The sequence below is a fragment of the Eggerthella guodeyinii genome (genome assembly GCF_009834925.2).
In the GTDB taxonomy this organism is placed as follows: Bacteria; Actinomycetota; Coriobacteriia; order Coriobacteriales; family Eggerthellaceae; genus Eggerthella; species Eggerthella guodeyinii.
This window is the reverse complement of sequence record NZ_CP063310.1, coordinates 3,425,763-3,449,514: the sequence shown is the minus strand read 5'-3', so window position 1 is coordinate 3,449,514 and position 23,752 is coordinate 3,425,763. Positions and strand designations below refer to the sequence as shown.

Sequence of the window (23,752 nt, the reverse complement as noted above, 5' to 3'; positions counted from 1 at the left end):
GATGATTTACTACGTTGAAGACGATACCAACATCCGCGACCTGACGGTGTACGCGCTCAAGCAGGCCGGTTTCGAGGCCGCGGGCTTCCCTGCGGCGGGCGAGTTCTTCGCCGCCTGCAAGGAACGCCTCCCCGAGCTGGTGCTGCTCGACATCATGCTGCCCGAGATCGACGGGCTGGAAATCCTCCACATGCTGCGCGAGAACCCCGCGACGAAGCACCTGCCCGTGATGATGCTCACGGCCAAGGGCACCGAGTTCGACACGGTGAGCGGCCTCGACGCCGGCGCCGACGACTACCTGGCCAAGCCCTTCGGCATGATGGAGCTGGTCAGCCGCGTGAACGCGCTCATGCGCCGCGCCTCGGCGCCGCCCGTGGTGGCCGACGACGAGCTGGCGTGCGGCCCCATCGAGCTGTGCGTGTCGGCCCACACCGTGCAGGTGGCGGGCGAGCCCATCACGCTCACGCTCAAGGAGTTCGACCTGCTGCACACCCTGCTGCAGAACCAGGGGCACGTGTTGTCGCGCAGCCAGCTGCTCGAAGACGTGTGGGGCATGACGTACGTGGGCGAGACGCGCACGGTGGACGTGCACGTGCAAACGCTGCGCCAGAAGCTGGCCGCAGCGCAGGAGGGGGCCGACGCCCTCGTCCGCACGGTCCGCGGCGTCGGCTACTGCATCAAGCCCGCTTCGTGAGCACGCGCATGAGCCCCACCCATTTCAAGGTGAAGAACCTGTCCGGCAAGATATTCACGAGCGTCCTCGTGTTCACGCTGGCCATCATCATGGCGCTGTCCGTGACCATGACCACCATCTACTACCTGTCCTACGAGCACGACGCCGAAACCGAGCTGGCCGCCAGCGCCCAGGACGCCGCGCGCTACCTGAACGCCACGCCGTCGTCCGACAACGCGCCGGCGCTGAAAGAGCAGTTCAGCGGCTTGACGCGCTACACGCTCATCGCCGAGGACGGTACGGTGCTGTTCGACAGCGCCGCCGACACCGACGCCATGGAGAACCATGCCGACCGTCCCGAAGTGCAGGAGGCCGCCGCCCAGGGCGAGGCCGTCACCATGCGCTACTCCGAAACGCTCGGCACCGACACCGTGTACGCCGCCGTGAAGCTCGACGACGGCAGCATCGTGCGCCTGTCCGAGACGCGCCACTCGCTGCTGTCGTTCCTCAGCGAGATGCTCATGCCCGTGCTCGTGGCGCTGGCCGTGGCGGTGGTGCTCGTGTTCCTGCTGTCGAAGATGCTCACGCGCCGCATCATGAAGCCCATCGACGCGCTCGATTTCGCCAACCCGCTGGACAACGAGATCTACGAGGAGATGGACCCGCTGCTCATCCGCATCGACGAGCAGCAGCGTCAGCTGAAAGCCCAGAACAGCGAGCTGGCCGAGGCTGAGAACATGCGCCGCGACTTCTCGAGCAACGTGAGCCACGAGATGAAGACGCCCCTGCAGGTGATCTCGGGCTACGCCGAGCTCATGAAGAACGACATGGTGCAGCCGGCCGACCGCCAGAAGTTCGCCGCGCTCATCTACGACGAGGCGCAGACCATGCGCTCGCTCATCAACGACGTGCTGACGCTGTCGAAGCTGGACGAGTCGGCCTTCGAGAACGACGGCGCGGCGGCCATCAACCTGTACGTGGTGGCGCAGCGCGTGGCGGGCCGTCTGGCCAGCTTCGCGGCCGACCAGCACGTGGAGGTGCAGGTGGAGGGCGCGTCGGCGTGCATCGCGGGCAGCGAGACGCTGGCCGAGGAGATGCTGTACAACCTCATCGAGAACGGCATCCGCTACAACCACGAAGGCGGCAGCGTCACCATGAAGGTGGGGTCGGAGCGCGTGGAGGGCTCGCCTGCGGGAGCCGAGGCGTGGCAGACGGTCGTGCGCGTCAGCGACACGGGGCCGGGCATTCCCGCGGAGCTGCACGACAAGGTGTTCGAGCGCTTCTTCCGCGTGGACAAGAGCCGCTCGAAGGAGACGGGCGGCACGGGGCTCGGCCTGGCCATCGTCAAGCATGCCGTCATGTACCACGGGGGCGCCATCGAGGTGGAGAGCGCCGAGGGGCAGGGCACCACGTTCGTGCTGCGGTTCCCCAGCGCCTGAGGCCGCCCCCGCATCGCGCGGGCCCCGCGCGGGGCCCGCGGCTTTCCTGAAGCGATATCGCTTTCCTTGCCTGCGTATCTGAGAACCGCGCTATACTAGGACAAAGTACTATTTATTTGTTCCGTATGGCCGCTCGCACGAGGTTCGCAACGTAGACAAGGGTTCTGGATGGCTGACTACAACGACGATCTGAACTACCCCGATCCGTTTTACATCTCGGATATCGAAACGTACGAGCTTCTCTACGTGAACGAGGCCGGCCGCCGCCTGTTCAAGGTGCCGCTCGACGCCGACCTGGACGGCGTCGCGTGCTACGAGTTCTTGCAGGGCCGTCACGATCCTTGTCCCTTTTGCACGAACCACCTGCTCAGCGTTGACAAAAGCTACGTGTGGGAGTTCACGAACCCCCTGACGAAGCACCGCCACCTGCTCAACGACCGCCTCATCAACTGGGGCGGCAAGCTGGTGCGCCTCGAGGTGGGCTTCGATCTCACCGATCAAAAAGAAGAGGGCATGCGCTTTCGGAACCTGCACAAGAACGAGCAGATCATCCTCGAGATAGCCAACGACCTGTACCGGGCGACCGACCCGCAGCGCGCCTCCGACAGCATGCTCGAGCGCCTCGGCGCGGAGCTCCATGCCGAGCGCGCCTACATTTTCTCGGCCCATAACAGCCTGTTCGACAACACGTACGAGTGGTGCGCGGAAGGGGTTGCGCCCGAAATCGGGAACCTGCAGGGCATCGACTACGCGAACTTCTCGCGGTGGCTCGACCTGTTCGGCCGCAACGAATGCGTGCTCATCGAGGACCTGAGCCTGCTGAAGGGCACCATCGACGATTTCGAATACGAGACGCTCGCCCAGCAGGGGATCGTCACCCTCGTCGTGTCGCCCATCGAGCGCGACGGCGAGCTGGTGGGCTTCCTGGGGCTGGACAACCCGCCGGTCGAGCTCATTCGCGACATCGCGCCGCTGCTGCGCACGCTGTGCTACTTCTACTCCATGACGCTGCAGCGCATCGAGAACGAGCGGCAGCTGGTGACGATGAGCTATCACGATTCGCTGACCGGCCTGTACAACCGCAATCGCTACAACGAGGACGTGCGGGCGCTCGAGAAGCTGGCCCGTCCGTTCGGCGCCATCTTCCTCGACGTCAACGGCATGAAGGAGATCAACGACCGGGGCGGCCATGCCGAGGGCGATCGCCTGCTGCAGATGTGCTCCGAGACGATGCGGCGCGTGCTGGGCGGCGCGGCGCGAATCTACCGCGTGGGCGGCGACGAGTTCGTGGCCACCGTGGTGGACACCGACGAGGAGGGGTTCCGCGCGCTCGTGGACAGCTTGCAGCGCGCATTCGCCGAAACGCCGTCCTGCAACGTCGCCATCGGCGCGCAGTGGACCGCGCGCTCGGACGAGATCGACCGGGCGCTGTTCGACGCCGACGAGGCCATGTACCGCGACAAGCGCAGGTTCTACCGCAGCAAGTACACGTCGGACCTGGCGGGCGCCCGCCATCCGCGCAGCGGACGCTACCACGAGGCGGGCAGCGGCGCGCCAAGCGAGAGCTTCGAGCGCGGCGCGTCGTTCATGAACGTGCTGGGCTTCGGATTCGCGCGCCAGCTGATGGACGAGGACTTCTCGGTCATCGCGTCCAACGACCTCTACGCCGCGCTCGTCGGCGACGACGCGGCCAGCCGCCGTGCCGTCGGGGCCCTCGCTTCGCGCGCCTTCGAGGCGGGGGAGCGGAGCTTCTGCGGTCCCGTGCGCGTGAGCCGTCGCGGCGAGCCCGCATGGGTCGAGGTGATCGGCACGTTCGCCGAGGAAGCGGTGGAGGGCACGCCGGTGGTGTGCGTGGCGTACATCGACCTCGAGGACGCGCTCGCCACCATCGCCGCGGCGGAGTAGGGCGCCTACAGGTCCTCGAACAGCCGCCCCAGCGTCGTGCCCAGGCCGAGCGCGATCTTCTCCATGAAGTCGACGGTGGCGTTGCGGTTGCCGGCCTCCACCTTGGCGAGGTACGACCGGCCCACGCCCGTCATGAGCGCAAGCTGCTCCTGCGTCAGATTGTTCTGCTCGCGAAGCGCCCGAACGCGCTGTCCGACATTTTTCCTGGTTGTCTGAGTCATAGGCAAAGAGTACGGTCTGGTGCGGTATACTAAGTGTCCTATAGGGCACAATATGCAGAGGTGCCCCAGAAGATGCAGGGAGGCATCGAAGGAGGGTCCGCATGATCCAAGACGAAGTGCTGTTCACGCCTCAATTGGCGACGGTGGTGGTCGATCTGCATCGTCGCATCGGCGAAACGATCGCCGAGGTGTGCGGGGTGTCGTATCTCGAATTCTGCCTGCTTTCGTCGGTGCGGTCCCATGGCGGTTCGTTGCTGCTGGCCGATTTCCCTCGCAACGCCCTCGCCAATGAGAATACGGTGGTGGTGGCCGCGAACGCGCTCGCACGCACGGGCTTCGTCGACAAGGGGCGCTGCTCGAACGACGGGCGGCTGACCGTCCTCAGGGAGCGTGCCGAAGGGGCCCATGCGCTCGACCGGGGCTACGAAGGGGTGTACCGGAGCCTGCGGTCTTCGGTGTGGGCGAACCATACGGACGAAGACGTCGAGGAGATCATGCGCTCCTTCCCGTCGGTGGCGGAGAAGCTGGGCATCGGCATCGAGGAGATCAACCGGCTGTGCCATCGAGTGCTCACCCCTGCGTACCTCATGATCGTCGCGGCGTTGCTGCGGCGATGGGCGCGTGTCGTCGCGCAGTACGCCGGCCTGTCATTCGCTGAATATCGGTGCCTCGCGGTGCTCGAAGCGCGTCCTGCGCCGTTATCGTGCGCAACCCTCGCGGAGACGCTCATGCTCGAGCGCACCTCCGTCTCCGCTCTGGTGGCGAAGCTTTCCCGCAAGGAACTGGTGTCGTACGGCTCCGGCGTCGATCGTCGCCACAAGGTGATCGCCCTCACCGAAAAGGGGGAAGTGAGCGCCGCGCTGGTCACGGGCAAGCTGGGCCGCATCACCGCCGAGCTGTACGCCGGGGTTGACGCCTCGCTCAAATCCAAGACGAACGAATTGCACATGCGCATGCACGCAACGTACGCTCGCTCGTGAAGCCCTCCTGAATCGAACCAGGTCAAACGCCTCTATTCCCCGTGCATTCTCCCGAATTGCATGATGCGTCGCATCATGTGAAAACGTTTGTAACCGATTGGATACACCCCGTACACTTGAGGCACGGAACCACGGGGAAACGAGGGGAACCATGAAAAGGGAAGAACGAGGAACGGCCGTTTCGCCGATGCGGGTCGCGACGTTCGCGGTGCTCGCGCTTGCGATGCTGGCGCTGGCGCTTGCGGGTTGCGCGCCGAAGGCGAACGACGGCGAAGCTTCGACGAACGACGACGAGGCGGCTGCGGTGCAGGTTGACTTCTCCTGGTCGGAGACGAGCGATTGCGGCATGTGCCATGCGAAGGAGCAGTCGTCGTTTGAAGACGCAACCTGTGCGGCCTCTCAGCACGAGGGGACGGCATGCGCCGTATGCCACGCCGACGCCTCGACGCTCGCCTCGGCCCACGAGGGGGCGACGGCGGAGAAAGCGGCGAAGGCCGTGTTGAAGAGCACGGCGGTGGACGCGGCAACGTGCGAAAGCTGCCATGCGCTCGACGAGGTCGCAGCCGCCACGGCAGACGTGGAGGTGCTCACCGACACGAACGGCACCGTGGTCAACCCGCATGCGCTGCCGGAGTCGGCCGACCATGCCGAAGTGACCTGCACGAGCTGCCATCAGACGCATGTCTCGGGCGCCACCATCGAGAAAAAGGCCCAGCGCGTATGCGCAAGCTGCCATCACGCCGACGTATACGAATGCTACACCTGCCACAGCTAGAACGCGCATGAGGGACGACACGGCGTCGCCGTGAAACCCCGCCGCGCCCGAGATCGGTCGTGGCGGCATATCGGAGGAAGGGAAAGGTACGATCATGGGGAACGACACACGCTTTACCCGCAGGAACTTCTTGAAGGGAACCGGCGTCGCGGCGATCGCGATGGCGGGCGGCGCCCTCGCCGGCTGCTCGACGGGCGGCGGCTCGGCAACTGCGGCAACCGAGCCGGCATCGGGCGGCGCATCCGTCGCCTGGACGAAGGAGGCCGACGTCGTCGTGTGCGGCTACGGCGCGGCCGGCGCCTCCTGCGCCATCGAGGCGGCAGCCAACGGCGCGTCGGTGATCATCCTCGAGAAAGCTGCGCTGCCGGGCGGTTCGATGGCGCGGTGCGGCGGCGCCATCATGGGCGCACCGACGAAGATCCAGCAGGCGCTCGGCATCGACGACAGCGCCGATGCGCTGTACGACTGGGTCATGACCTGCACGGACGGCACGTGCAGCAAAGAGATCGCCCGTGCGTACGCCGACGTGGCCGGACCGAACGTCGACTGGCTCGACGCGCTTGCGGAGGAGTACCTGGGCCAGCCGTGCTTCGAAGTCGCCATGGCCGAGGCCAACAGCGCGGTAGACGAGGGACGCCACAACGGCGCCGTGGGCGGCTGCCTTGACGCGACGGGTTGCGAGTACGAGAAGTTCGGCGTCAAGCAGGAAGAGGCCGTCCCGCGCACCCACTGGGCGACGGCCTCTCCCGACAACACCGCCAACTCCGGCCCCGAGCTGTTCGACCCGTTGCTGGCGTGCATCGAGAAGCAGGACAACATCGAGGCCGTCTTCAACACCGCGCTCGTGAAGCTCGTGACGAACGCCGACGGCGCGGTCGTCGGCGTGGAGGCCAGCGGCCCCGATGGCACCGTGTTCTACAAGGCGAACAAGGGCGTCATGCTGGCCACGGGCGGATTCCCGGCCGGTTTGGAGATGCAGGAGCGCTTCTGCCAAGACGCCCTCGACTACGGCACCTACATGTGCAAGGACTGCACGGGCGACGGTGTGCTGGCCGCGATGGCCGTGGGCGCCGACCTGTACAACATGTGCAACTACTATCCCATCGAGGTGGCGCAGCAGTACCACTACAACGTGCAGTACAACGACGTGTACAACAGCTGGGACATGGACGCCGACGGCTACATGGAAGTGCCGGCCATGAATCTGGCCGAGACGCACGGCGGCCTCGTCATCAACACCGACGCCCAGGTGCTCGACGTGTGGGGCGAGCCTATCCCGCACCTGTACTGCTCCGGTTGCGACACCGGCTCCAACATCTTCGGCGTTCCGGGCAACTACCCCGGGTGCGGCTGCTACGTGAGCTTCTCGTTCGCGTTCGGGCGCATCGCCGGCAAGCATATGGCCGACTCGGAAGCCGTCGCCTAGGCGCTCCCTCGCCTGCGCGGCATCCCTCCCTGCTGCGCGACCTGCACGGCTTCCCAAAAGGAAAGGGGCTGCAACGTCGACGTTGCAGCCCCTTCGTTCGTTTTTCGAAGCCCTACCCCCGGCCAGAAGGATGAACCCACCTTAAAAGGTGGGTGCTCGCAGCCCGCTTCCTGGCTTTCGTGTCAACAGACACGAATCCCCATTTCACGCGCGATCTTGAGCTCCCTCATGTATCAGCATCGGTCCATCGCAAAGTATGGCTACGAGGGCAGGACCTATCTCTGAGTATATGGGTAGCACCGTCAAAATAAAGTCTTGACATCCGGTTGTTTCGTCGAATCCACAAACATGAGTAGGCAAACAGGCGTTCGCATGGTACGATACGCGGCATGGATACGCTATTTACTGAAATGGAAAACGAGCGAAAGTCGGAAGTTGCGCCCCTCGCGGTGCGCATGCGCCCGCGCACGCTCGAAGAGGTGGTCGGCCAGGACGAGGCGGTGGGCCCCGGCTCGTGGCTGCGCAACGCCATCGAGCAGGACCAGCTGAGCTCGGTCATCCTGTTCGGACCCGCCGGCACCGGCAAAACCTCGCTCGCGCACGTCATCGCCGAAACGACGAAGGCCACGTTCGTGGAGGTGTCCGCCATCGGCGGCACCGTGTCGGACCTGCGCCGCGAGATCGATGCGGCCGACAAACGCCTGTCGGCGTTCGGCCTGCGCACCATCCTGTTTGTCGACGAGATCCACCGGTTCAACCGCAGCCAGCAGGACGCGCTGCTGCACGCCGTGGAAGATCGCGTGCTCGTGCTGGTGGGCGCCACCACGGAGAACCCGTTCTTCGAGGTGAACTCGGCGCTGATCAGCCGCTCGCGCGTCGTGGAGCTGCACGGGCTGTCGGACGAGGAGATCGTCAATCTCGTCCAGCGTGCGCTCGGCGACGAGCGCGGCCTGGGCGGCCGCTACAAGCTCGACGACAGGGCGCGCGACGCCATCGTGCTTTTGGCGGGCGGCGACGGGCGCGCGGCGCTCACCACGCTCGAGCTGGCCGCCGGCATGGTGGAGCCCGGCACGGCGAAGAAGCCCGCGAAGATCACCGAGGACAACGTGCGCGCGGCCACCCCGCACCGATCGCTGCCGTACGACAAGAACAAGGACATGCACTACGACGTCATCTCGGCGTTCATCAAGTCCATGCGCGGCAGCGACCCCGACGCCGCCCTGTACTGGCTCGCCCGCATGATCGACGGGGGAGAGGACCCGAAGTTCATCGCGCGCCGCATGTTCATCGCCGCGTCGGAGGACATCGGCAACGCCGATCCGCAGGCGCTCCTCATCGCCGAAGCCGCGTTCAAGTCGGCCGAGGTCATCGGCTATCCCGAGTGCCGCATCAACCTGGCGCAGGCCGCCATCTACCTCGCCCTCGCTCCCAAGAGCAACGCGGCCGAGGCCGGCATCGACGCCGCGCTGGCCGAGGTGCGCAAGGGCCCGTCGCGCAACGTGCCCGACCACCTGCGTGATCGGCACCGTCCCGGGTCGGAGAACTACGGCGCGTACCGGTACCCGCACAGCTATCCCAGCGGGTGGGTGGACCAGCAGTACCTGCCCGACGGCCTGCAGCGCGGTTGCTTCTATCGCTCCAGCGATCGCGGCTGGGAGGCCTACCGCAGCGACACGTTTGCGCGCGACCGCTTGGATTCCGGAGAAAACCCCACGTCGCGCGGAAAGTAACCGATTGCCTACTCCTATGGAAGCAGGGTGAAAAGTTGACCTCGGTCTGTATATCATCCAAGGTGCTCGTGCTATAGTGATGGCTTCGGAAACAGGAGGCATACCGTGGATGTAAGCGAAATTCTCAGCATAGCGTTGCCCGTGATCTACGTGATCGTGGGCGCGGTGCTGGTGTGGCTCGTCGTCGAGCTTGTCATGACCGTCCGCAAGACGCGCAAAACGGTCGACGAACTGCAGAAACAGGTCGAGCCCACGCTGGCCAGCGTGGAGCGCATCACGGCGTCGCTCGAGCCCGTCGCGGCGAAGGTCGACCCGCTCGTGGAGCGCGTGTCGCTGACGGTGGACGCCGCCAACCTCGAGATCATGCGCGTCGACCAGATCCTCGAAGACGTGAACGAGATCACCGACTCGGTGTCCTCGGCCGTCGAGGCGGTGGACACGGTGACGAACGCCCCGGTGGAGCTTGTGAACAACGTCACCGCGCGCGTGCGCAACGCGTTCAAGTCGCGCAAAGCGAGCGACGAGTCGGTGGCTTTGGGCCAGGCGAAGGCCGAGCGCGCCGAAGGCGAGCCCGCAGCCGCGGCTCCCGCCGACCGCCCGTCGTACGACCGCCCCGTCGAGCCCGCGTCGGCTCCCGCGTCCGAGCGCCCCGCTTCCGCCCCGAACACCGAGGTTCCCGTTTCGGCCACCGACGTGGTCAAAGGCGTGGTAACCACCTCGGTGAAGGCCGCGCAGGAAGCCGTGGCCGATCAGCGCGAGCAGCGTGCCGAGCAGCGCGCCGAGCGCGAGGAGAAGGCCGAGGCCAAGCGCGCCGCCGCCGACAAGACCTCCGAAGCGGCCGCCAGCATGGCGGACGCCGTGACCACCGCCGCGAACGCCGACGCCGCTGCCGCGCAGCAGTACTTCACGTACGGCGCGAGCGCGAACACGGAGCAGGGCAAGTAGGCGACGGCACACGGCACGAAAGGGCGGCTTGGTGGACACTCCCCAACCCGAATCGAAAAAAACCGATAAAGCGAAGCGCAGCTTCCTCGTAGTCTGGACGATCGTGGGCGGCATCCTGCTCACGGCCGTGCTCGTCTACCTGTTCAACATCCTCAGCGTGCCGGTGGGCATCGTCATCTGGGCCACCGTCATCGTGTTCTGCCTGCGCGGCCCCGTGAACAAGCTGGAGAAGCTGGGCGTGCCGCGCGTGGCGGGCACCACCATCGCCTACGTGCTCATGTTCCTGCTGCTCGTCTTCGTGGGCTTCCTGCTGTTCTCCCCGGCCTTCGGCTTGGGCGGCCAGTTCACCAACCTCATCGAAAGCGTCCCCGGCTACGTGCAGACCATCATCGGCTGGGGCAACGACCTGTATTCCCGCTACGCCGACCTGCTGTCCAACAGCACGGTGCAGGAATGGCTGACCCAGGCGCTCAAGGCGCTGGGCGATTGGGCGTCCTCGTTCGTGCGCGACAGCACCACGGGCGTCGTGGCCATCGGCACGGGCGTGGTGAACAGCTTCGTGGCCATCGGCTTCGCGCTGGTGGTGGCATTCTGGATCCTCATGGAGCTGCCCGACCTCGGCCGCGAGTGCCTGCGCCTGGTGGGCCCGAAGCGCCAGGAAGATCTCGAGATGCTGCACGTCACGTTCACGCGTGTCATGGGCGGCTACATCAAGGGCACCCTGCTGCAGTGCGCGGTCATCGGCGTGGGCTGCGGCGTGCTGTTCGGCGTCATCGGCGTCCCGAACTACGCGGCGCTCGGCGGCATCGCCGGCCTCTTGAACATCATCCCCATCGTCGGTCCCTGGCTGGGCGGCGCGCTGGCGGCCATCGTCGGCGTGTTCGTGAGTCCCTGGATCGCCCTGATCGCGCTTTTGGGCACCATCGCCATCCAGCAGATCGTGTACACGTTCGTGTCGCCGAAGATCATGGCGAACTCGGTGGACGTGCACCCGGCGCTCACCCTCATCGCCTTGATGGCGGGTTCCGCCATCGGCGGCGCCATGAGCGGCTTCATGGGCTCGCTTGTGGGCATGTTGGCATCGATCCCCGCCGTCGCCGTCGCGAAGGCCGTTTTCGTGTATTATTTCGAAAAACGAACCGGCCGGCGCCTCGTGTCCGAGGACGGCGTGTTCTTCCAGGGCAGCACCGGCGCCGACGGGGCCATCGACCCCATCGCCGACGCCACGGCGCCCCATCCCGACGTGTCCGCGGCGTTCGAGCGCGTCGAACAGCGCAAGGCGGAAGCGGAGAAGAAGGCGCAGCATCGCAAGAAACGCTGATCGACCGATCGGCGTGCAGCGATCGCAGGCGTGTGGGGGAACGCGGGCGCCGAGGCGCCCGCGCGTCGATAGTGGAGCAGCGGGCCGCGCAACGCGGCCCCCGAGGAGATAGAAAGACACGACTATGAAGTACATGACCAGCGCGGAGATCCGCGAGAAGTACCTGAGCTTTTTCGAGGAGAAGGGCTGCAAGCGCTGGCCCTCGTCCTCGCTCATCCCCGACGACCCGTCGCTGCTGCTGACGAGCGCCGGCATGGTGCAGTTCAAGCCCTACTTCCTGCAGCAGAAGCACCTCGAGGCCCCCTACATCGGCACGACGACGGTGCAGAAGTGTGTGCGCACGAACGACATCGACATCATCGGCACCACGGGCCGTCACCAGAGCTTCTTCGAGATGCTGGGCAACTTCAGCTTCGGCGAGTACTTCAAGGAGGAGATGTGCGCGTGGGCGTACGAGTTCTCCACCGAGGTGCTGGGGCTGCCGGCCGAGCGCCTGTACTTCACCGTGTACCTCGACGACGACGAGACTATCGAGATCTGGAAGAAGCTCGGCGTGCCCGACGACCACATCTCGCGCCTCGGCGAAGAGGACAACTTCTGGCGCGCCGGGCCCACCGGCCCGTGTGGACCGTGCTCGGAGATCTACTTCGACCAGGGCGAGGAGTTCGGCTGCGGCAGCCCCGACTGCGCGCCGGGCTGCGACTGCGACCGCTTCCTGGAGTACTGGAACCTCGTGTTCACCCAGTACGACGGCCAGGAGGACGGCTCGTTCGTGCCGCTGCCGAAGAAGAACATCGACACCGGCATGGGCCTCGAGCGCATCGCCGCCATCCTGCAGGGCGTTCAGTCCAACTACGAGACCGACGTGCTGCGCAGCCTCGTGGCGGTGGGCGAGCGCCTGACCGGCACCGTGTACGGCAGCGATTCGGCCACCGATCTGTCGCTGCGCATCATGGCCGACCACAGCCGCGCCGTGGCGTTCATGATCGCCGACGGCATCCTGCCTTCCAACGAGGGTCGCGGCTACGTGCTGCGCCGCTTGCTGCGCCGCGCCGTGATGAAGGGCCACCTGCTGGGCCTCGACAAGCCGTTCCTCAACGAGTACGTGGACGAGATCGTGAACCTCATGGGGCACGTATACCCCGAAATCGTGGAGAACCGCGAGCTCATGCGCCGCGTCATCCTGTCCGAGGAGGAGCGCTTCGGCGCGAACTTGCGTCAGGGCCGCGCCTTCCTCGACGAGGCGCTGGCCGAGCTCGAGGGCGACGTGCTGCCGGGTGACCGCGCCTTCACGCTGCATGACACGTACGGCTTCCCCGTCGAGGTCACGCGCGAACTGTGCGACGAGCGCGGCATCGAGGTGGACATGGAGGGCTTCGGTCGCTGCATGGACGAGCAGCGCGAACGCGCCCGCGCGGCCAACACGAAGGACGCCGAGGCGGCCTGGTCCACGTACGGCGGCGTGATGAACGAGATCCTCGAGGCCGTGGGCCCCACCGAGTTCCTCGGCTACACGAAGAACGACGCCGATGCGCGCGTGCTGGCGCTCGTGAAGGACGGCCAGCAGGTCGACGCGCTGGAGGCCGGCGACGAGGGTCGCATCGTGCTGGACGCCACGCCGTTCTACGCCGAGAAGGGCGGCCAGATCGGCGACACGGGCGCCATGACGAAGGACGACGCCGCCGTGCGCGTGCTGGACACGAAGGAGCCCGAGAAGGGCCTGATCGCCCATACCGTGCAGGTGGAGAACGGGCGCGTGAGCGTGGGCGACACCGTGCACGCCGCCATCGACGTGCCGCGCCGCGAGCGCATCCGCCGCAACCACACGGCCACGCACATCCTGCACTGGGCGCTGCGCCAGGTGCTGGGCGACCACGTGAAGCAGGCCGGCAGCTACGTCGCCGACAGCCGTCTGCGCTTCGACTTCACGCACTTCGAGGCCATGACGGCCGAGCAGATCGCCGAGGTGGAGCGCCTGGCGAACGAGAAGATCATGGAGAACCATCCCGTGCGCGCCTACGAGACGTCGCTCGCGTCGGCGCGCGAAGCCGGCGTCATGGCGCTGTTCGGCGAGAAGTACGGCGAGTTCGTGCGCGTGCTCGACATCGAAGGGTTCTCGCAGGAGCTGTGCGGCGGCACCCACGTGTCGGCCACGAGCGAGATCGGCTTCGTGAAGATCACGTCCGAGACGAGCGTGGGCGCGAACCTGCGCCGCGTGGAGGCGGTGACCAGCTTCGACGCGCTGGCGTACATGAACCGCGTGGAAGCGGAGCTCAAGGAGACGGCCGAGGAGCTGCGCGTGCCGCTGTTCGACGTGAGCGAGCGCACCGGTGCGAACGTGAAGCAGCTCAAGGAGCTGCAGACGAAGATGAAGCGCAACCGCCAGACCATCGCCGACGACGGCATCAGCACGCTGCTCGAGGGCGCCGCGACGAGTGCAGCGGGCTACCCGGTGGTGTTCGGCCGTCTGCCCGAGGCCGACGCGGGGCAGATGCGCAACGCGTGGGACGTGCTGCGCGCGCGTCTCGACAAGCCGGGCGCGGCCGTGCTGGCCACCGAGAAGGAAGGCAAGCCCACGCTGCTCGCTGCCGGCACGCCGGAAGCGGTGGAGGCGGGCTTCGACGCCGGCGCCATCATCAAGGCGATCTCCCCGAACATCAAGGGCGGCGGCGGCGGAAAGGCCGCCATGGCGCAGGCCGGCGGCAAGGACGCCTCGGGCATCGACGCGGCGCTTCAGGCCGCGCGCGAACTGCTGCTGTAGGGCTGCCGGCTGGACCCGGGCGAAGGGGGTCCGCTGCTCAGACAGTCCTGGCTCGCACAAACAGCCCGCTGGGCTGTTTGGCTCGTGCGGAACTCGCCTCGGACCCCCTTCGCCCGGGTCCGAGGCGCGTCTTCCGCGGGTTGCGCCGGCTCTGCGAGCGGCGCTTCAACCTGCGGGGGCGTCCTTTTCGACGGCTTCCCCGTGAATCGGAGAAGCCCTTTTTTTCATCCTGGGGGAGTGATCGTACTGCCGCGCCTGCCGCCTCGGGACGTGTGTGGCCGTCTTGTCGTCTTCGTCAACCTGGGGTGTGCGAAACGGGTCGAGAAATCCTATTCGGTCGTTTGGCGAGCTGATTTTGGCAAGAATTTCGAGGTAGGTAAAAATTACATACATCTAACTTGACCAAAAGCGAGCGTGTGAGAAAACCGACCAGGTGTTTTGCGTGCAAGCTACGATGCAAAGACGGTCTTCTAGCGTTCCGCATTTACCTAGCTCAAAATTTTTGCCGTATTCTCGCACCTCGACGACAAGCCGCTGTGTATCGACCATGCGATTTCCTCAAAAGAGGTTGCGAGCATGCTTGCGCTCTTCGCCAGGTTGCCGCACTGACGTACAATAGGCTGAAAGCGGAAAGCCGCGTGTATCCGCCGGTAACATGAAAGGGCTCATCATGCGAATCATGGCTTTGGACATTGGCGAGACGCGCGTGGGGGTGGCGGTGAGCGACCCGGGCGAGCGGGTGGCGTCGCCGGTGGTGGTGCTCCCTTCTGCGGAAGTGCTCTCGTGCGCGAAGCCGTTTCAGCGTGTGCTCGAGGATTGGGAGCCGGAATTGCTGCTGTGCGGGCTTCCCTACACGATGGCGGGCGCGGAGGGGCCGCAGGCCGTGCGCATACGAGCTGCGGCGAAGACCATTTCCGACGCGTGCGGCATCCCCCACGAGTTCGTCGACGAGCGCCTGAGCTCGCAGGAGGCCAAACGGAGTTTGCGTGAAAAGGGCCTGAACGAGCGGGCCATGCGGGGCAAAATAGATATGATAGCCGCGAGTTTGTTTTTACAGGCGTGGCTTGATGCGCGCCGCGAGGCTTGGTGAAAGAAGAGGACAGTCCATGCCCCAGCACAGGAAGCAAGTCACCTATTCCCAGCGTCCGAACCACGCAGCACGCTCGGTTCACGCTCGCGGTGAGCGTCAGTTCCGCACGTACGATACCAGCTACATCCGCCCCAAGAAGAGCAAGGGGCCGGTCATCTTCGCGGCCATCCTGGCCGTCGTCGTGCTCGGAGGCCTGGCGTGGGGCGCGCTCACCCTGTTCAACAGCTGCTCCGCGCAGCCGGTCGAGCTTCTGGCCGAGGGCCAGGAAGCCACCATCGTGGTGGCCGAAGGCGCCGGCGCCAAGGCCATCGGCGAGGACTTGCAGGAGGCCCGTCTGGTCACCAGCGCATCCGACTTCACGAAACGCGTGAACGAGATGGGCGTCGACTCCCAGCTCAAGCCCGGCACCTACACCTTCGCGGGCGGCATCACGCTCGACCAGATCATCAACGAGCTGCAGGCCGGCCCCGCATCGAACGCGCTCACCATCCCCGAGGGCAGCACGCTCGCGGCTACCGCCCAAAGCGTCGCGAACTTCACCGAGAACCGCATCACGGCCGACGCGTTCACCGCCGCCGCGTCCGACGCCAGCGTGTACGCGGCCGACTACGCGTTTTTGGCCGACGCGGGCACGAACAGCCTCGAGGGCTTCCTGTTCCCGAAGACGTACGAGATCGGCGAGGACGCCACGGTCGACTCGGTCGTGCGCATGATGCTCGACCAGTTCCAAACCGAGACGGCGGGCCTCGACTGGTCCTACCCGCAGAGCCAGGGCCTCACCATCTACGACGCGGTGAACCTCGCGTCCATCGTGGAGCGCGAGTCGTCGGGCGACGAGCAGATCCGCGCCCAGGTGGCGTCCGTGTTCTACAACCGCCTGAACAACTTCGGCGATCCGAACTACGGTTTCCTGCAAAGCGATGCGACCACGGCCTACGAGCTGGGCAAAGACCCCACTCCCGAGGACATCCAGAACGACACGCCGTTCAACACGTACACGAAACAGGGCTTGCCGCCCACGCCCATCTGCTCGCCGGGCCTCGACTGCCTGCAGGCCGTGTGCAGCCCTGCGCAGACGAACTACTACTTCTTCTACTTCGCGCCCGACGAGAGCGGTACGATGCAGTACTACTTCAGCGAGACGTACGAAGAGCACCAGCAGACGTTCTCGTAGGACGCAAGCGACAACGACATGGCCTTTCTCGAACCCGACCGCTATTTCGCGCGCATCTCGCGCATCGACATCGACCGCGACCTGCTGGCGCTGGGCTACCGCAACGTGCTTTTGGACGTTGACAACACCATCCTCACGCGCGACACCCACGAGGTGCCCCGCGACGTGGGGTTCTGGCTGGCGAAAGCGCGCGATGCGGGCATCTCGTTCTGCCTCGTGTCCAACAACTGGCACGAGGGCGTGTACCAGCTGGCGAACCGGCTGTCGCTGCCCATCGTGGCGAAGGCCGTCAAACCGCTGCCGCCCGCATTCCTCATGGCGCTGAGCAAGCTGGGCGCGAAGCGCGCCGAGACGGTGGTGGTGGGCGACCAGCTGGTCACCGACGTCATGGGCGCGCACTTCCTCGGCATGAAGGCCTACCTGCTGGCGCCGCTCGTGGAGCAGGACCTGCCCCACACGCTGCTGCTGCGCAACTTCGAGCGCGCCGTCATGGGCGAGCGGAAGCCGGAAGGCGCCACCACGGCGTCGCAGAACGCGGTTCCCTGCGAGGAGGACGAAGCCGAATCGCACATCGCGTCCGATCTGAACGAGCGAGCGGAAGGATCATCATGACGGAGCACCTCTACCTGCTGGGCCATCCCATCGCGCACTCGCTGTCGCCGGCGATGTACAACGCCGTGTACGAGCGCCTTGGGCTGCCGTGGCGCTACGACCTGGCCGACTGCGCAACCGAGGAGGAGGCGCAGTCGTTCGTCGACGCGCGCGACTTCCTGTCCATCAACATCACCACGCCCTACAAGCCGCTCGCGTATCAAGCGGCCACGGCGAAGGCGGCCACGGCGAAGCTCGCCCAGGGCGCCAACGTGCTGGTGAAGAAGGGCGAGGCGCTCATCGGCTTCAACACCGACGGCCAAGGCTGCGTGACGTACCTGGAGCGCACGGGCTTCAGCTTCGCGGGCAAGCGCGTGGCCGTGTGCGGAACGGGCCCCACGGCGCTGTCCATCCTGCACGCGTGCGCCATCGCGGGCGCCGACGTGGTCATGCTCGTCGGTCGCGACAAAGAGCGCTCGCGCAAGGTGCTCGAAGGCTACGTCGAGCGGTTCGGCCTGCTGGCGAACGCCACGGTCGATCTGCCGGCCGCGCAGGCGCACCATCGCAGCTTCCGCACGGCCTACGAGCGCACCACCTTCAAGTTCGGCAGCTACACCACGTCCACGAAAGCCTTGGCGGCGGCCGACCTCGTGGTGAACGCGACGCCGCTCGGCATGAACGAGGGCGACGCCGCGCCGCTCGACGCCGCGCTGCTGCGTGCGGGGCAAACCGTGTTCGACGCGGTGTACGGCCACGGCGAGACGGCGCTCGTGCGCGCGGCGCGCGAGGCGGGATGCGCGGCGTACGACGGTGCCGGCATGCTCGTGGCGCAGGCGGTGGCCACGGTGCGCATCGTGGCCGACCTCGCCGAGGCGGACGTCGCCCTCTCGGACGACGAGCTGTTCGATCTCATGGCCGAGGCTGCGGGGTTCGACTGCTAGCGTGATCTGGATGCGCCGCTTCTCGTGATGCTTCTCGCGATCTGCAGGGGAGCGGTGGGGTACAATACCGTATGAACATGCTCGGGATTGTCTCGGAAAGCGACGGACTATGCGATACCTCACAGCAGGCGAAAGCCACGGCCCGTGCCTCACGGCCATCGTTGATGGCGTCCCCGCGGGCTTGAAGATCTCCGAATCGCAGATCAACACCGATCTCGCGCGCCGCCAGTCCGGTTACGGGCGCGGCGGGCGCCAGCGCATCGAGCGCGACACCGTGGAGGTCACCTCCGGCGTGCGCTTCGGCCGCACGCTGGGAACCCCCATCGCGCTCGTGGTGCGCAATCGCGACTGGGAGAACTGGACCGACCGCATGGCCGCGTTCGGCGATGCCCCGTCCGACCTCGTACGGGAGGTCACGCCGCGCCCCGGCCACGCCGACCTCGTGGGCGCGCTCAAAACCGATACGTCCGACTGCCGCAACATCCTCGAGCGCGCGAGCGCCCGCGAGACGGCGGCGCGCGTGGCGGCGGCCGGCATCGCGCGCGAGTTCCTGGCCGACCTGGGCGTGGAGGTGTTCTCGTACGTCACGTCCATCGGCGGCGCCTCCTTCGACGAGGACGACGCGCTCATGAACGCTCCCGACTACAAGCCGCTCGCCATCGAGACGAGCGAGGTGCGCTGCCCCGACGAGCAGGCCACGGAGGCTATGAAGGCCGAGATCGACCGCGCGAAAGACGCGGGCGAGAGCCTGGGCGGCACGTTCCGCGTCGTGGTGACGGGGCTCGTGCCCGGCGTGGGCGGCTACGCTTCGGCGGGCGATCGCCTGACCTCGCGCTTGGGTGCGGCGCTGTTCTCCATCCCCGCCATCAAGGGCGTCGAGTTCGGCATGGGCTTCGAGGCGGCGCGCCGTCCGGGATCCGAGGTGCACGACCCCATCGCGCTCGACAAGAAGGTCGGCTTCGTGCGCGCGTCGAACAACGCGGGCGGCCTCGAAGGCGGCATGACCACGGGCATGCCCCTCATCGTGAGCGCGGCCATGAAGCCCATCCCCACGCTCATGACGCCGCTCGAGACGGTGAACCTCGACACGCTCGAGGTGGAGGAGGCGTCCAAGGAGCGCAGCGACACGTGCGCCGTGCCCGCCTGCGCCGTGGTGGCCGAGAGCGAGGTGGCGTTCGTGCTGGCCGAGGCGTACCTCGAGAAGTTCGGGCGCGACAACATGGCCGACATCAAAGCGGCCGTGAAGGCCTACCGCCAACGGCTCAGGACGATGGCGCGATGAGGCATGAGGCTTCGAGGCGACCCCGCGTGGTGGGGGAGCTTGCGCGCCCCGTGTTCTTCGTGGGATTCATGGGCGCCGGGAAAACCTCGGTCGCGCGCCGGCTGGCGCGTACCTGCGGCGTGGCCTCGGTGGACATGGACACGTACCTCGAGCGCCGCGAGGGCAAGCGCGTGAAGGAGATCTTCGCGCAGGCGGGCGAGGACGGCTTCCGCGCCATCGAGACGGACGTGCTGCGCGAGCTGGCCGGCAAGGAGCCGCTGCTCGTGTCGTGCGGTGGCGGCGTGGTGAAGCGCGACGAGAACCGCGCCATCCTGCGCGAGGCCGGGTTCGTCGTGTACCTGCAGGTGACGGCCGACGAGGCGAAGTCGCGCATCAGCGACACCTCCACGCGCCCCCTGTTCCAGGATCTCGACGCCGCGCGCAAGACGTCCGAGGAGCGCCTGCCCCTGTACGCCGAGGTGGCCGATCTCACCGTCGACACCGCCGGCAAGAACGTGGCAACCATCGCGCGCGAGGTGCAAAGCGCGCTTGAGAAGGAGGGCATCCTGTGCCTGCAACGAAAGTAGTCGTCACCATCCCGGGCGAGGAAACCTACGACGTGCGCATCGGCGGCGGCGTGCTGGCGAACCTGGGCGCGCACCTGCGCCGTGTGCCCGCGCTTGCCGCGACCGAACGCGCCCTCGTCATCACCGACGAGCACGTGGCGCCGCTCTATCGCGCCGACGCGAAGGACGCGCTGGCGCAGGCCGGGTTCCGCGTGAGCGACATCGCCGTGCCCGCGGGCGAGGGGTCGAAGTCCATCGAGGTGGCCGGCGAGATTTGGGAAGCCATGGCCGGCCTCGCGCTCGGGCGCGACTGCGTGGTGGTGGCGCTCGGCGGCGGCGTGGTGGGCGACCTCGCCGGGTTCGTGGCCGCGTGCTACATGCGCGGCGTGCCGGTGGTACAGGTGCCCACGACGCTGCTGTCGATGGTGGACTCGTCGGTGGGCGGCAAGACCGGCGTCAACTTGGCGGCCGGCAAGAACCTCGTGGGCGCGTTCAAGCAGCCGTCGTACGTGTGCGCCGACACGGCCACGCTCGCCACGCTCGATGCGCGCGAATGGGCGTGCGGCTGCGCGGAAATCGCGAAGTCCGCGGTCATCGACTCCGACGAGTTCTTCTTCTGGCTCGTCGACGCGGCCGGCGCGCTGGCCGCGCGCGACGAAGTGGTGGTCGAGGAGGCCATCGCGCGCTCGGTGGTGTTCAAAGCCGACGTGGTGGCCGCCGACAAGTCCGAGAGCAAGGGCGTGCGCGAGTGCCTGAACTACGGTCACACGCTGGGGCACGCCGTGGAGTCGCTGGCGGGGTACGGCACGTTCTCGCACGGCGCGGCCGTGGCCGAGGGCATGCGGTTCGCCGCGCGCATGGCCGTGTCGCTGGTCGACGCGCCGCTCGATCTGGTGGAAGCGCAGGACCGCCTGCTCGACGAGCTGGGCCTGCCTGCGCTCGACTGGTCGGCCGAGCCGGAGGCCATGCTGGAGGCGATGAAGCGCGACAAGAAGGCCCGCCACGGCCAGGTGCGCTTCGTGCTGCCGCGCGACGTGGGCTCCTGGCAGCTGGCCGACGTCGACGACGACACCATCCTCGAGCACCTCGCCGCCTGGCGCCGCTCGAAGGAATAGACGAACGTGCGAGGGAAGCGGAGCATGATGAAGAACATCCTGGTGCTGAACGGGCCGAACCTCAATCTGCTGGGGGTGCGCGAGCCCGACGTGTACGGCACGGTGACGCTCGCCGACATCGAGCGCGAAGTGGCGGCGTACGCGGCCGAGCGCGGCGTGCGCGTCGACTGCTTCCAGAGCAACCACGAAGGCGCGCTCATCGACAAGCTGCACGAGGCGCGCGGCATGTACGACGGGATTGTCTACAACCCCGGCGCGCACACGCATTACTCCTACGCGCTGCGCGACGCCGTCTCGTCCATCGACGTCCCCACGGTGGAGGTGCACCTGTCCGACATCTCCACGCGCGAGGAGTTCCGCCATCTCTCGGTCATCGAGCCGGTGTGCGTGGCCCAGATCAAGGGGAAGGGCAAGGAAGGGTACAAGGAGGCCGTGGACGTGCTCTTGTCCCTCGCGCCGGCCGAGCGCCTCGTGGGCTCCGTTCCCCCAGCGCCCGCGCAAGAGGTGGAGCCCTCGGTTCGCGCGCTCGCTGCCCCGCGCCTCAACCGCCTGCGCGCCGCCTGCGCCGAGGCGGGCATCCGCTCGTTCTTTGCGCGCGACACGTCGAACATCACCTGGCTCACCGCGTTCGACGGCGTGTTCGACGACGAGGACGCCCATGCGCTGCTGGTCACCCCGCACGACGCCGTGCTGCACACCGACTCGCGCTACAGCGAGGCCGCGCGCGCGGCAGCCGCCGATGAGGGCGCCATCGCGGTCGACGACGCCCGCGTCACGCACGCCGCGTTCGTGGCTTCTGCGTTCGGCGCGCGCCACGGCGAGCAGGCGGCGACCGAGGCCGAAGCCGTCGTGCTCGGCATCGAGGACTCCCTGACGCTCGGATCCTACCGCGCGCTCGAAGCGGCTTTCGCCGACGCGCCCGCGCGGCCGCAGCTGCGCGAGACGTCCGACTTCGTCCTCGACCTGCGCGCCGTGAAGGAGCCGCAGGAGATCGCCCGCATGAAGGCGGCCCAGGCCATCACCGACGCCGCGTTCGCGCACATCGTCGCGTTCATGCGTCCCGGTATGACCGAGCGCGCGGTGCAGATCGAGCTCGAGGATTTCATGCGCCGCCACGGCGCCGACGGCCTCGCGTTCCCCTCCATCGTCGCGACGGGCGCGAACGGCGCGAGCCCCCACGCCATCCCCGGGCAGACGGTGCTCGAGGCGGGGCAGTGCGTCGTGCTCGACTTCGGCGCGCGGGCGCTCGGCTACTGCTCGGACATGACGCGCACCGTGTTCCTCGGCGCGCCGTCCCCGCGGATGCGCGACGCCTACGCGGCCATCCGCAATGCGAACGAGCAGGTGGAGGCCGCGCTCAGGCCCGGCGTCACCGGCAAGGCCATGCACGAGCTGGCCGAGCGGGCGCTTGCGGACGGCGGCTTCGCCGGCAAGATGGGCCACAGCCTGGGCCACGGCGTGGGCATCGACATCCACGAGCAGCCCGTGCTGTCGCCGCGCAACGAGTCTGTGCTGGTGGCGGGCAACGTGGTGACGGTCGAGCCGGGCGTGTACCTGTCGGGCGAGTTCGGCATGCGCCTGGAGGACTGCGGCGTGATCACGGCCGACGGCTTCGAGGTGTTCACCCAGTCGACCCACGACCTGGTGGTGCTGTAGCGGGCAGGCTCGCATCGCCGTTCTTACGCGCGTGCGCCTTCCCAGAGGTTCTCTAACAACTGCTCGCGCAGCTCAAGGTGCTTGCGGGTGAACGCGGGGTCGTGGTAGCGCAGCCGCTTGCCTGTGAGCTTCGCCACCTGCCGCGCAAGGCGATTGAAGGTGCCGCTATCCGTGATGTGGCCGGGGAAAACCGTTACCACGGTGAATCCGAGCGCGATGAGCGTGCTGCGCCGTCGCGCATCGCTGCTTTGGCGGCCCGACTCGGAATGATGGAGTCGCGAGTCGTATTCTACTGCGAGGTTTGCTTCCGGCCAGCAGAGGTCGCAGAGGCAATAGCTGCGGTCGGCAAGTTCGCGCAAGCTGGCCGGTACGTCGACGCGGTAGTTGAGCTTCGGCTTCTTCAACCCGTAACCGCCCAGGTTGTTCGGCAAATACAGCAGCAGGGCGAGCAAGGTTTCCATAGCAGAGGCCGAGCCGTCCAACAGGTAACGCGTTGCGCGCAACGCCGTGGCTCGCCCGGGTGCGCCCGCTGCGGCTTCGATGAAGGCTCTCAGCTTGGCGGCTGTCGTGAGCGGGGCCTCGCGCGAGATCGCGGGTCCGTTTTCGGCCAATGCGTACGTTCCGCATAGTTCGAGTCCAAGCTGCACGAGTTGGGCGACGGTCATCTCGCGGGCCATTTGCAGGAAGCAGAACTCCGGCGTGCTGACAAGAAATCCCTGTCCTGCATCGACAAAGGAGCTTGCCGGCAGGCTCGTCCACTTATGGCTGACCAGGCTCGCTGTTGTCGTTCTGGCTTCGGTTGTGCCGACGATCGCGCGAACGGGAAGCTTGCATCCGGCCGGTCGGCGGTTTCCTTGCGCGAGCCGCGGCTTTGAGGGGCACGACAACGCTTTCGTCGCGCGGCGCGTTGCAGTCCTGCGTTCTTGATATCCGCACAGGAAACCAGGACCGACCAATCGCCAGTATTCAAGAGCGGAGCGATATCCGATAAGTATATCCATGTCGGCCACTATAGAAGAATCTGGCAGAAAAATCGAGGTAGGTAAATGGAACAGCAAGGAATGACCCTTCGCGTATCGGGGGCAAGGGCAAAATGCCAGGTCGCGACTTCAACAAGCTGTCTTTGAGAGCGGTTGCCCGTATGGAAATTTACCTACCTCGATTTTTTTGCCGTAATCGGGG

20 protein-coding genes and 1 pseudogene are annotated in these 23,752 nt (G+C 66.7%); 19 read left to right on the top strand and 2 right to left on the bottom strand.

Annotated features, from left to right (window positions below; translation table 11 throughout):
* Position 1 precedes the first annotated feature (1 nt).
* From GS424_RS14775 to GS424_RS14765, 3 genes are all read left to right on the top strand, one after another.
* Complete coding sequence (locus GS424_RS14775; RefSeq protein WP_160941233.1) at positions 2–694, top strand: response regulator transcription factor; 693 nt, start codon at positions 2–4, stop codon at positions 692–694.
* A gap of 8 nt (positions 695–702) precedes the next feature.
* Entirely contained in the window at positions 703–2,112 is a 1,410-nt protein-coding gene (locus GS424_RS14770) for a sensor histidine kinase (protein ID WP_160941232.1), read from the top strand.
* A 168-nt stretch (positions 2,113–2,280) separates the two neighbouring features.
* Positions 2,281–4,017, top strand: coding sequence for a GGDEF domain-containing protein (locus GS424_RS14765; protein ID WP_160941231.1), 1,737 nt, complete (start codon positions 2,281–2,283; stop codon positions 4,015–4,017).
* Between the two features lie 5 nt (positions 4,018–4,022).
* On the opposite strand, the gene GS424_RS14760 is transcribed toward GS424_RS14765, so the two are convergent.
* Entirely contained in the window at positions 4,023–4,238 is a 216-nt protein-coding gene (locus GS424_RS14760) for a helix-turn-helix domain-containing protein (RefSeq protein WP_154333030.1), read from the bottom strand.
* Positions 4,239–4,339: 101 nt separating this feature from the next.
* Here GS424_RS14760 and GS424_RS14755 point away from each other — a divergent pair, with 101 nt between their 5' ends.
* The 16 genes and pseudogenes from GS424_RS14755 (at position 4,340) to GS424_RS14680 (ending at position 22,570) form a co-directional block, all read left to right on the top strand.
* Positions 4,340–5,218 carry a MarR family winged helix-turn-helix transcriptional regulator gene (locus GS424_RS14755; RefSeq protein WP_160941230.1) on the top strand — a complete coding sequence of 293 codons (879 nt, stop codon included), beginning with the start codon at positions 4,340–4,342 and terminating at the stop codon, positions 5,216–5,218.
* Between the two features lie 187 nt (positions 5,219–5,405).
* Entirely contained in the window at positions 5,406–5,993 is a 588-nt protein-coding gene (locus tag GS424_RS14750; protein ID WP_160941229.1) for a cytochrome c3 family protein, read from the top strand.
* A gap of 94 nt (positions 5,994–6,087) precedes the next feature.
* Entirely contained in the window at positions 6,088–7,419 is a 1,332-nt protein-coding gene (locus GS424_RS14745; RefSeq protein ID WP_160941228.1) for an FAD-dependent oxidoreductase, read from the top strand.
* A gap of 389 nt (positions 7,420–7,808) precedes the next feature.
* On the top strand, positions 7,809–9,149 hold the full coding sequence (locus GS424_RS14740) for a replication-associated recombination protein A (protein ID WP_154333034.1): 1,341 nt from the start codon (positions 7,809–7,811) through the stop codon (positions 9,147–9,149).
* Between the two features lie 105 nt (positions 9,150–9,254).
* Positions 9,255–10,094, top strand: coding sequence for a DUF948 domain-containing protein (locus tag GS424_RS14735; protein WP_160941227.1), 840 nt, complete (start codon positions 9,255–9,257; stop codon positions 10,092–10,094).
* 31 nt (positions 10,095–10,125) lie between these two features.
* Positions 10,126–11,415: an AI-2E family transporter gene (locus GS424_RS14730; RefSeq protein ID WP_160941226.1), complete on the top strand. Its 1,290-nt coding sequence runs from the start codon at positions 10,126–10,128 to the stop codon at positions 11,413–11,415.
* 124 nt (positions 11,416–11,539) lie between these two features.
* Positions 11,540–14,176: an alanine--tRNA ligase gene (gene alaS / locus GS424_RS14725; RefSeq protein ID WP_160941225.1), complete on the top strand. Its 2,637-nt coding sequence runs from the start codon at positions 11,540–11,542 to the stop codon at positions 14,174–14,176.
* A 670-nt stretch (positions 14,177–14,846) separates the two neighbouring features.
* Complete coding sequence (gene ruvX / locus GS424_RS14720) at positions 14,847–15,266, top strand: Holliday junction resolvase RuvX (RefSeq protein WP_154333037.1); 420 nt, start codon at positions 14,847–14,849, stop codon at positions 15,264–15,266.
* Positions 15,267–15,282: 16 nt separating this feature from the next.
* A complete protein-coding gene (gene mltG, locus GS424_RS14715) occupies positions 15,283–16,440 on the top strand; it encodes an endolytic transglycosylase MltG (protein ID WP_160941224.1) in 1,158 nt (385 codons plus the stop codon).
* An 18-nt stretch (positions 16,441–16,458) separates the two neighbouring features.
* Complete coding sequence (locus GS424_RS14710) at positions 16,459–17,052, top strand: YqeG family HAD IIIA-type phosphatase (protein WP_160941223.1); 594 nt, start codon at positions 16,459–16,461, stop codon at positions 17,050–17,052.
* Complete coding sequence (locus GS424_RS14705) at positions 17,049–17,972, top strand: shikimate dehydrogenase family protein (protein WP_160941222.1); 924 nt, start codon at positions 17,049–17,051, stop codon at positions 17,970–17,972. Before GS424_RS14710 ends, GS424_RS14705 begins: the two co-directional genes overlap by 4 nt.
* A 109-nt stretch (positions 17,973–18,081) precedes the next feature.
* Positions 18,082–19,254, top strand: coding sequence for a chorismate synthase (gene aroC / locus GS424_RS14700; RefSeq protein WP_160941221.1), 1,173 nt, complete (start codon positions 18,082–18,084; stop codon positions 19,252–19,254).
* A 26-nt stretch (positions 19,255–19,280) separates the two neighbouring features.
* Positions 19,281–19,820 (top strand): shikimate kinase, encoded by a 540-nt coding sequence (locus tag GS424_RS14695; protein WP_160941220.1) that lies wholly within the window; start codon positions 19,281–19,283, stop codon positions 19,818–19,820.
* A complete protein-coding gene (aroB, locus tag GS424_RS14690) occupies positions 19,802–20,914 on the top strand; it encodes a 3-dehydroquinate synthase (protein ID WP_160941219.1) in 1,113 nt (370 codons plus the stop codon). Before GS424_RS14695 ends, aroB begins: the two co-directional genes overlap by 19 nt.
* Positions 20,915–20,938: 24 nt before the next feature.
* A pseudogene (gene aroQ / locus GS424_RS14685) lies at positions 20,939–21,358 on the top strand (type II 3-dehydroquinate dehydratase); the annotation flags it as partial.
* Positions 21,359–21,418: 60 nt separating this feature from the next.
* Positions 21,419–22,570 (top strand): M24 family metallopeptidase, encoded by a 1,152-nt coding sequence (locus GS424_RS14680; RefSeq protein ID WP_160941482.1) that lies wholly within the window; start codon positions 21,419–21,421, stop codon positions 22,568–22,570.
* 23 nt (positions 22,571–22,593) lie between these two features.
* Here the strand turns inward: GS424_RS14680 and GS424_RS18015 are convergent, their stop codons facing one another.
* The gene (locus GS424_RS18015; protein WP_244977572.1) at positions 22,594–23,628 is read right to left on the bottom strand and encodes a hypothetical protein; all 1,035 of its coding nucleotides are present in this window, start codon (positions 23,626–23,628) and stop codon (positions 22,594–22,596) included.
* Positions 23,629–23,752 lie beyond the last annotated feature (124 nt).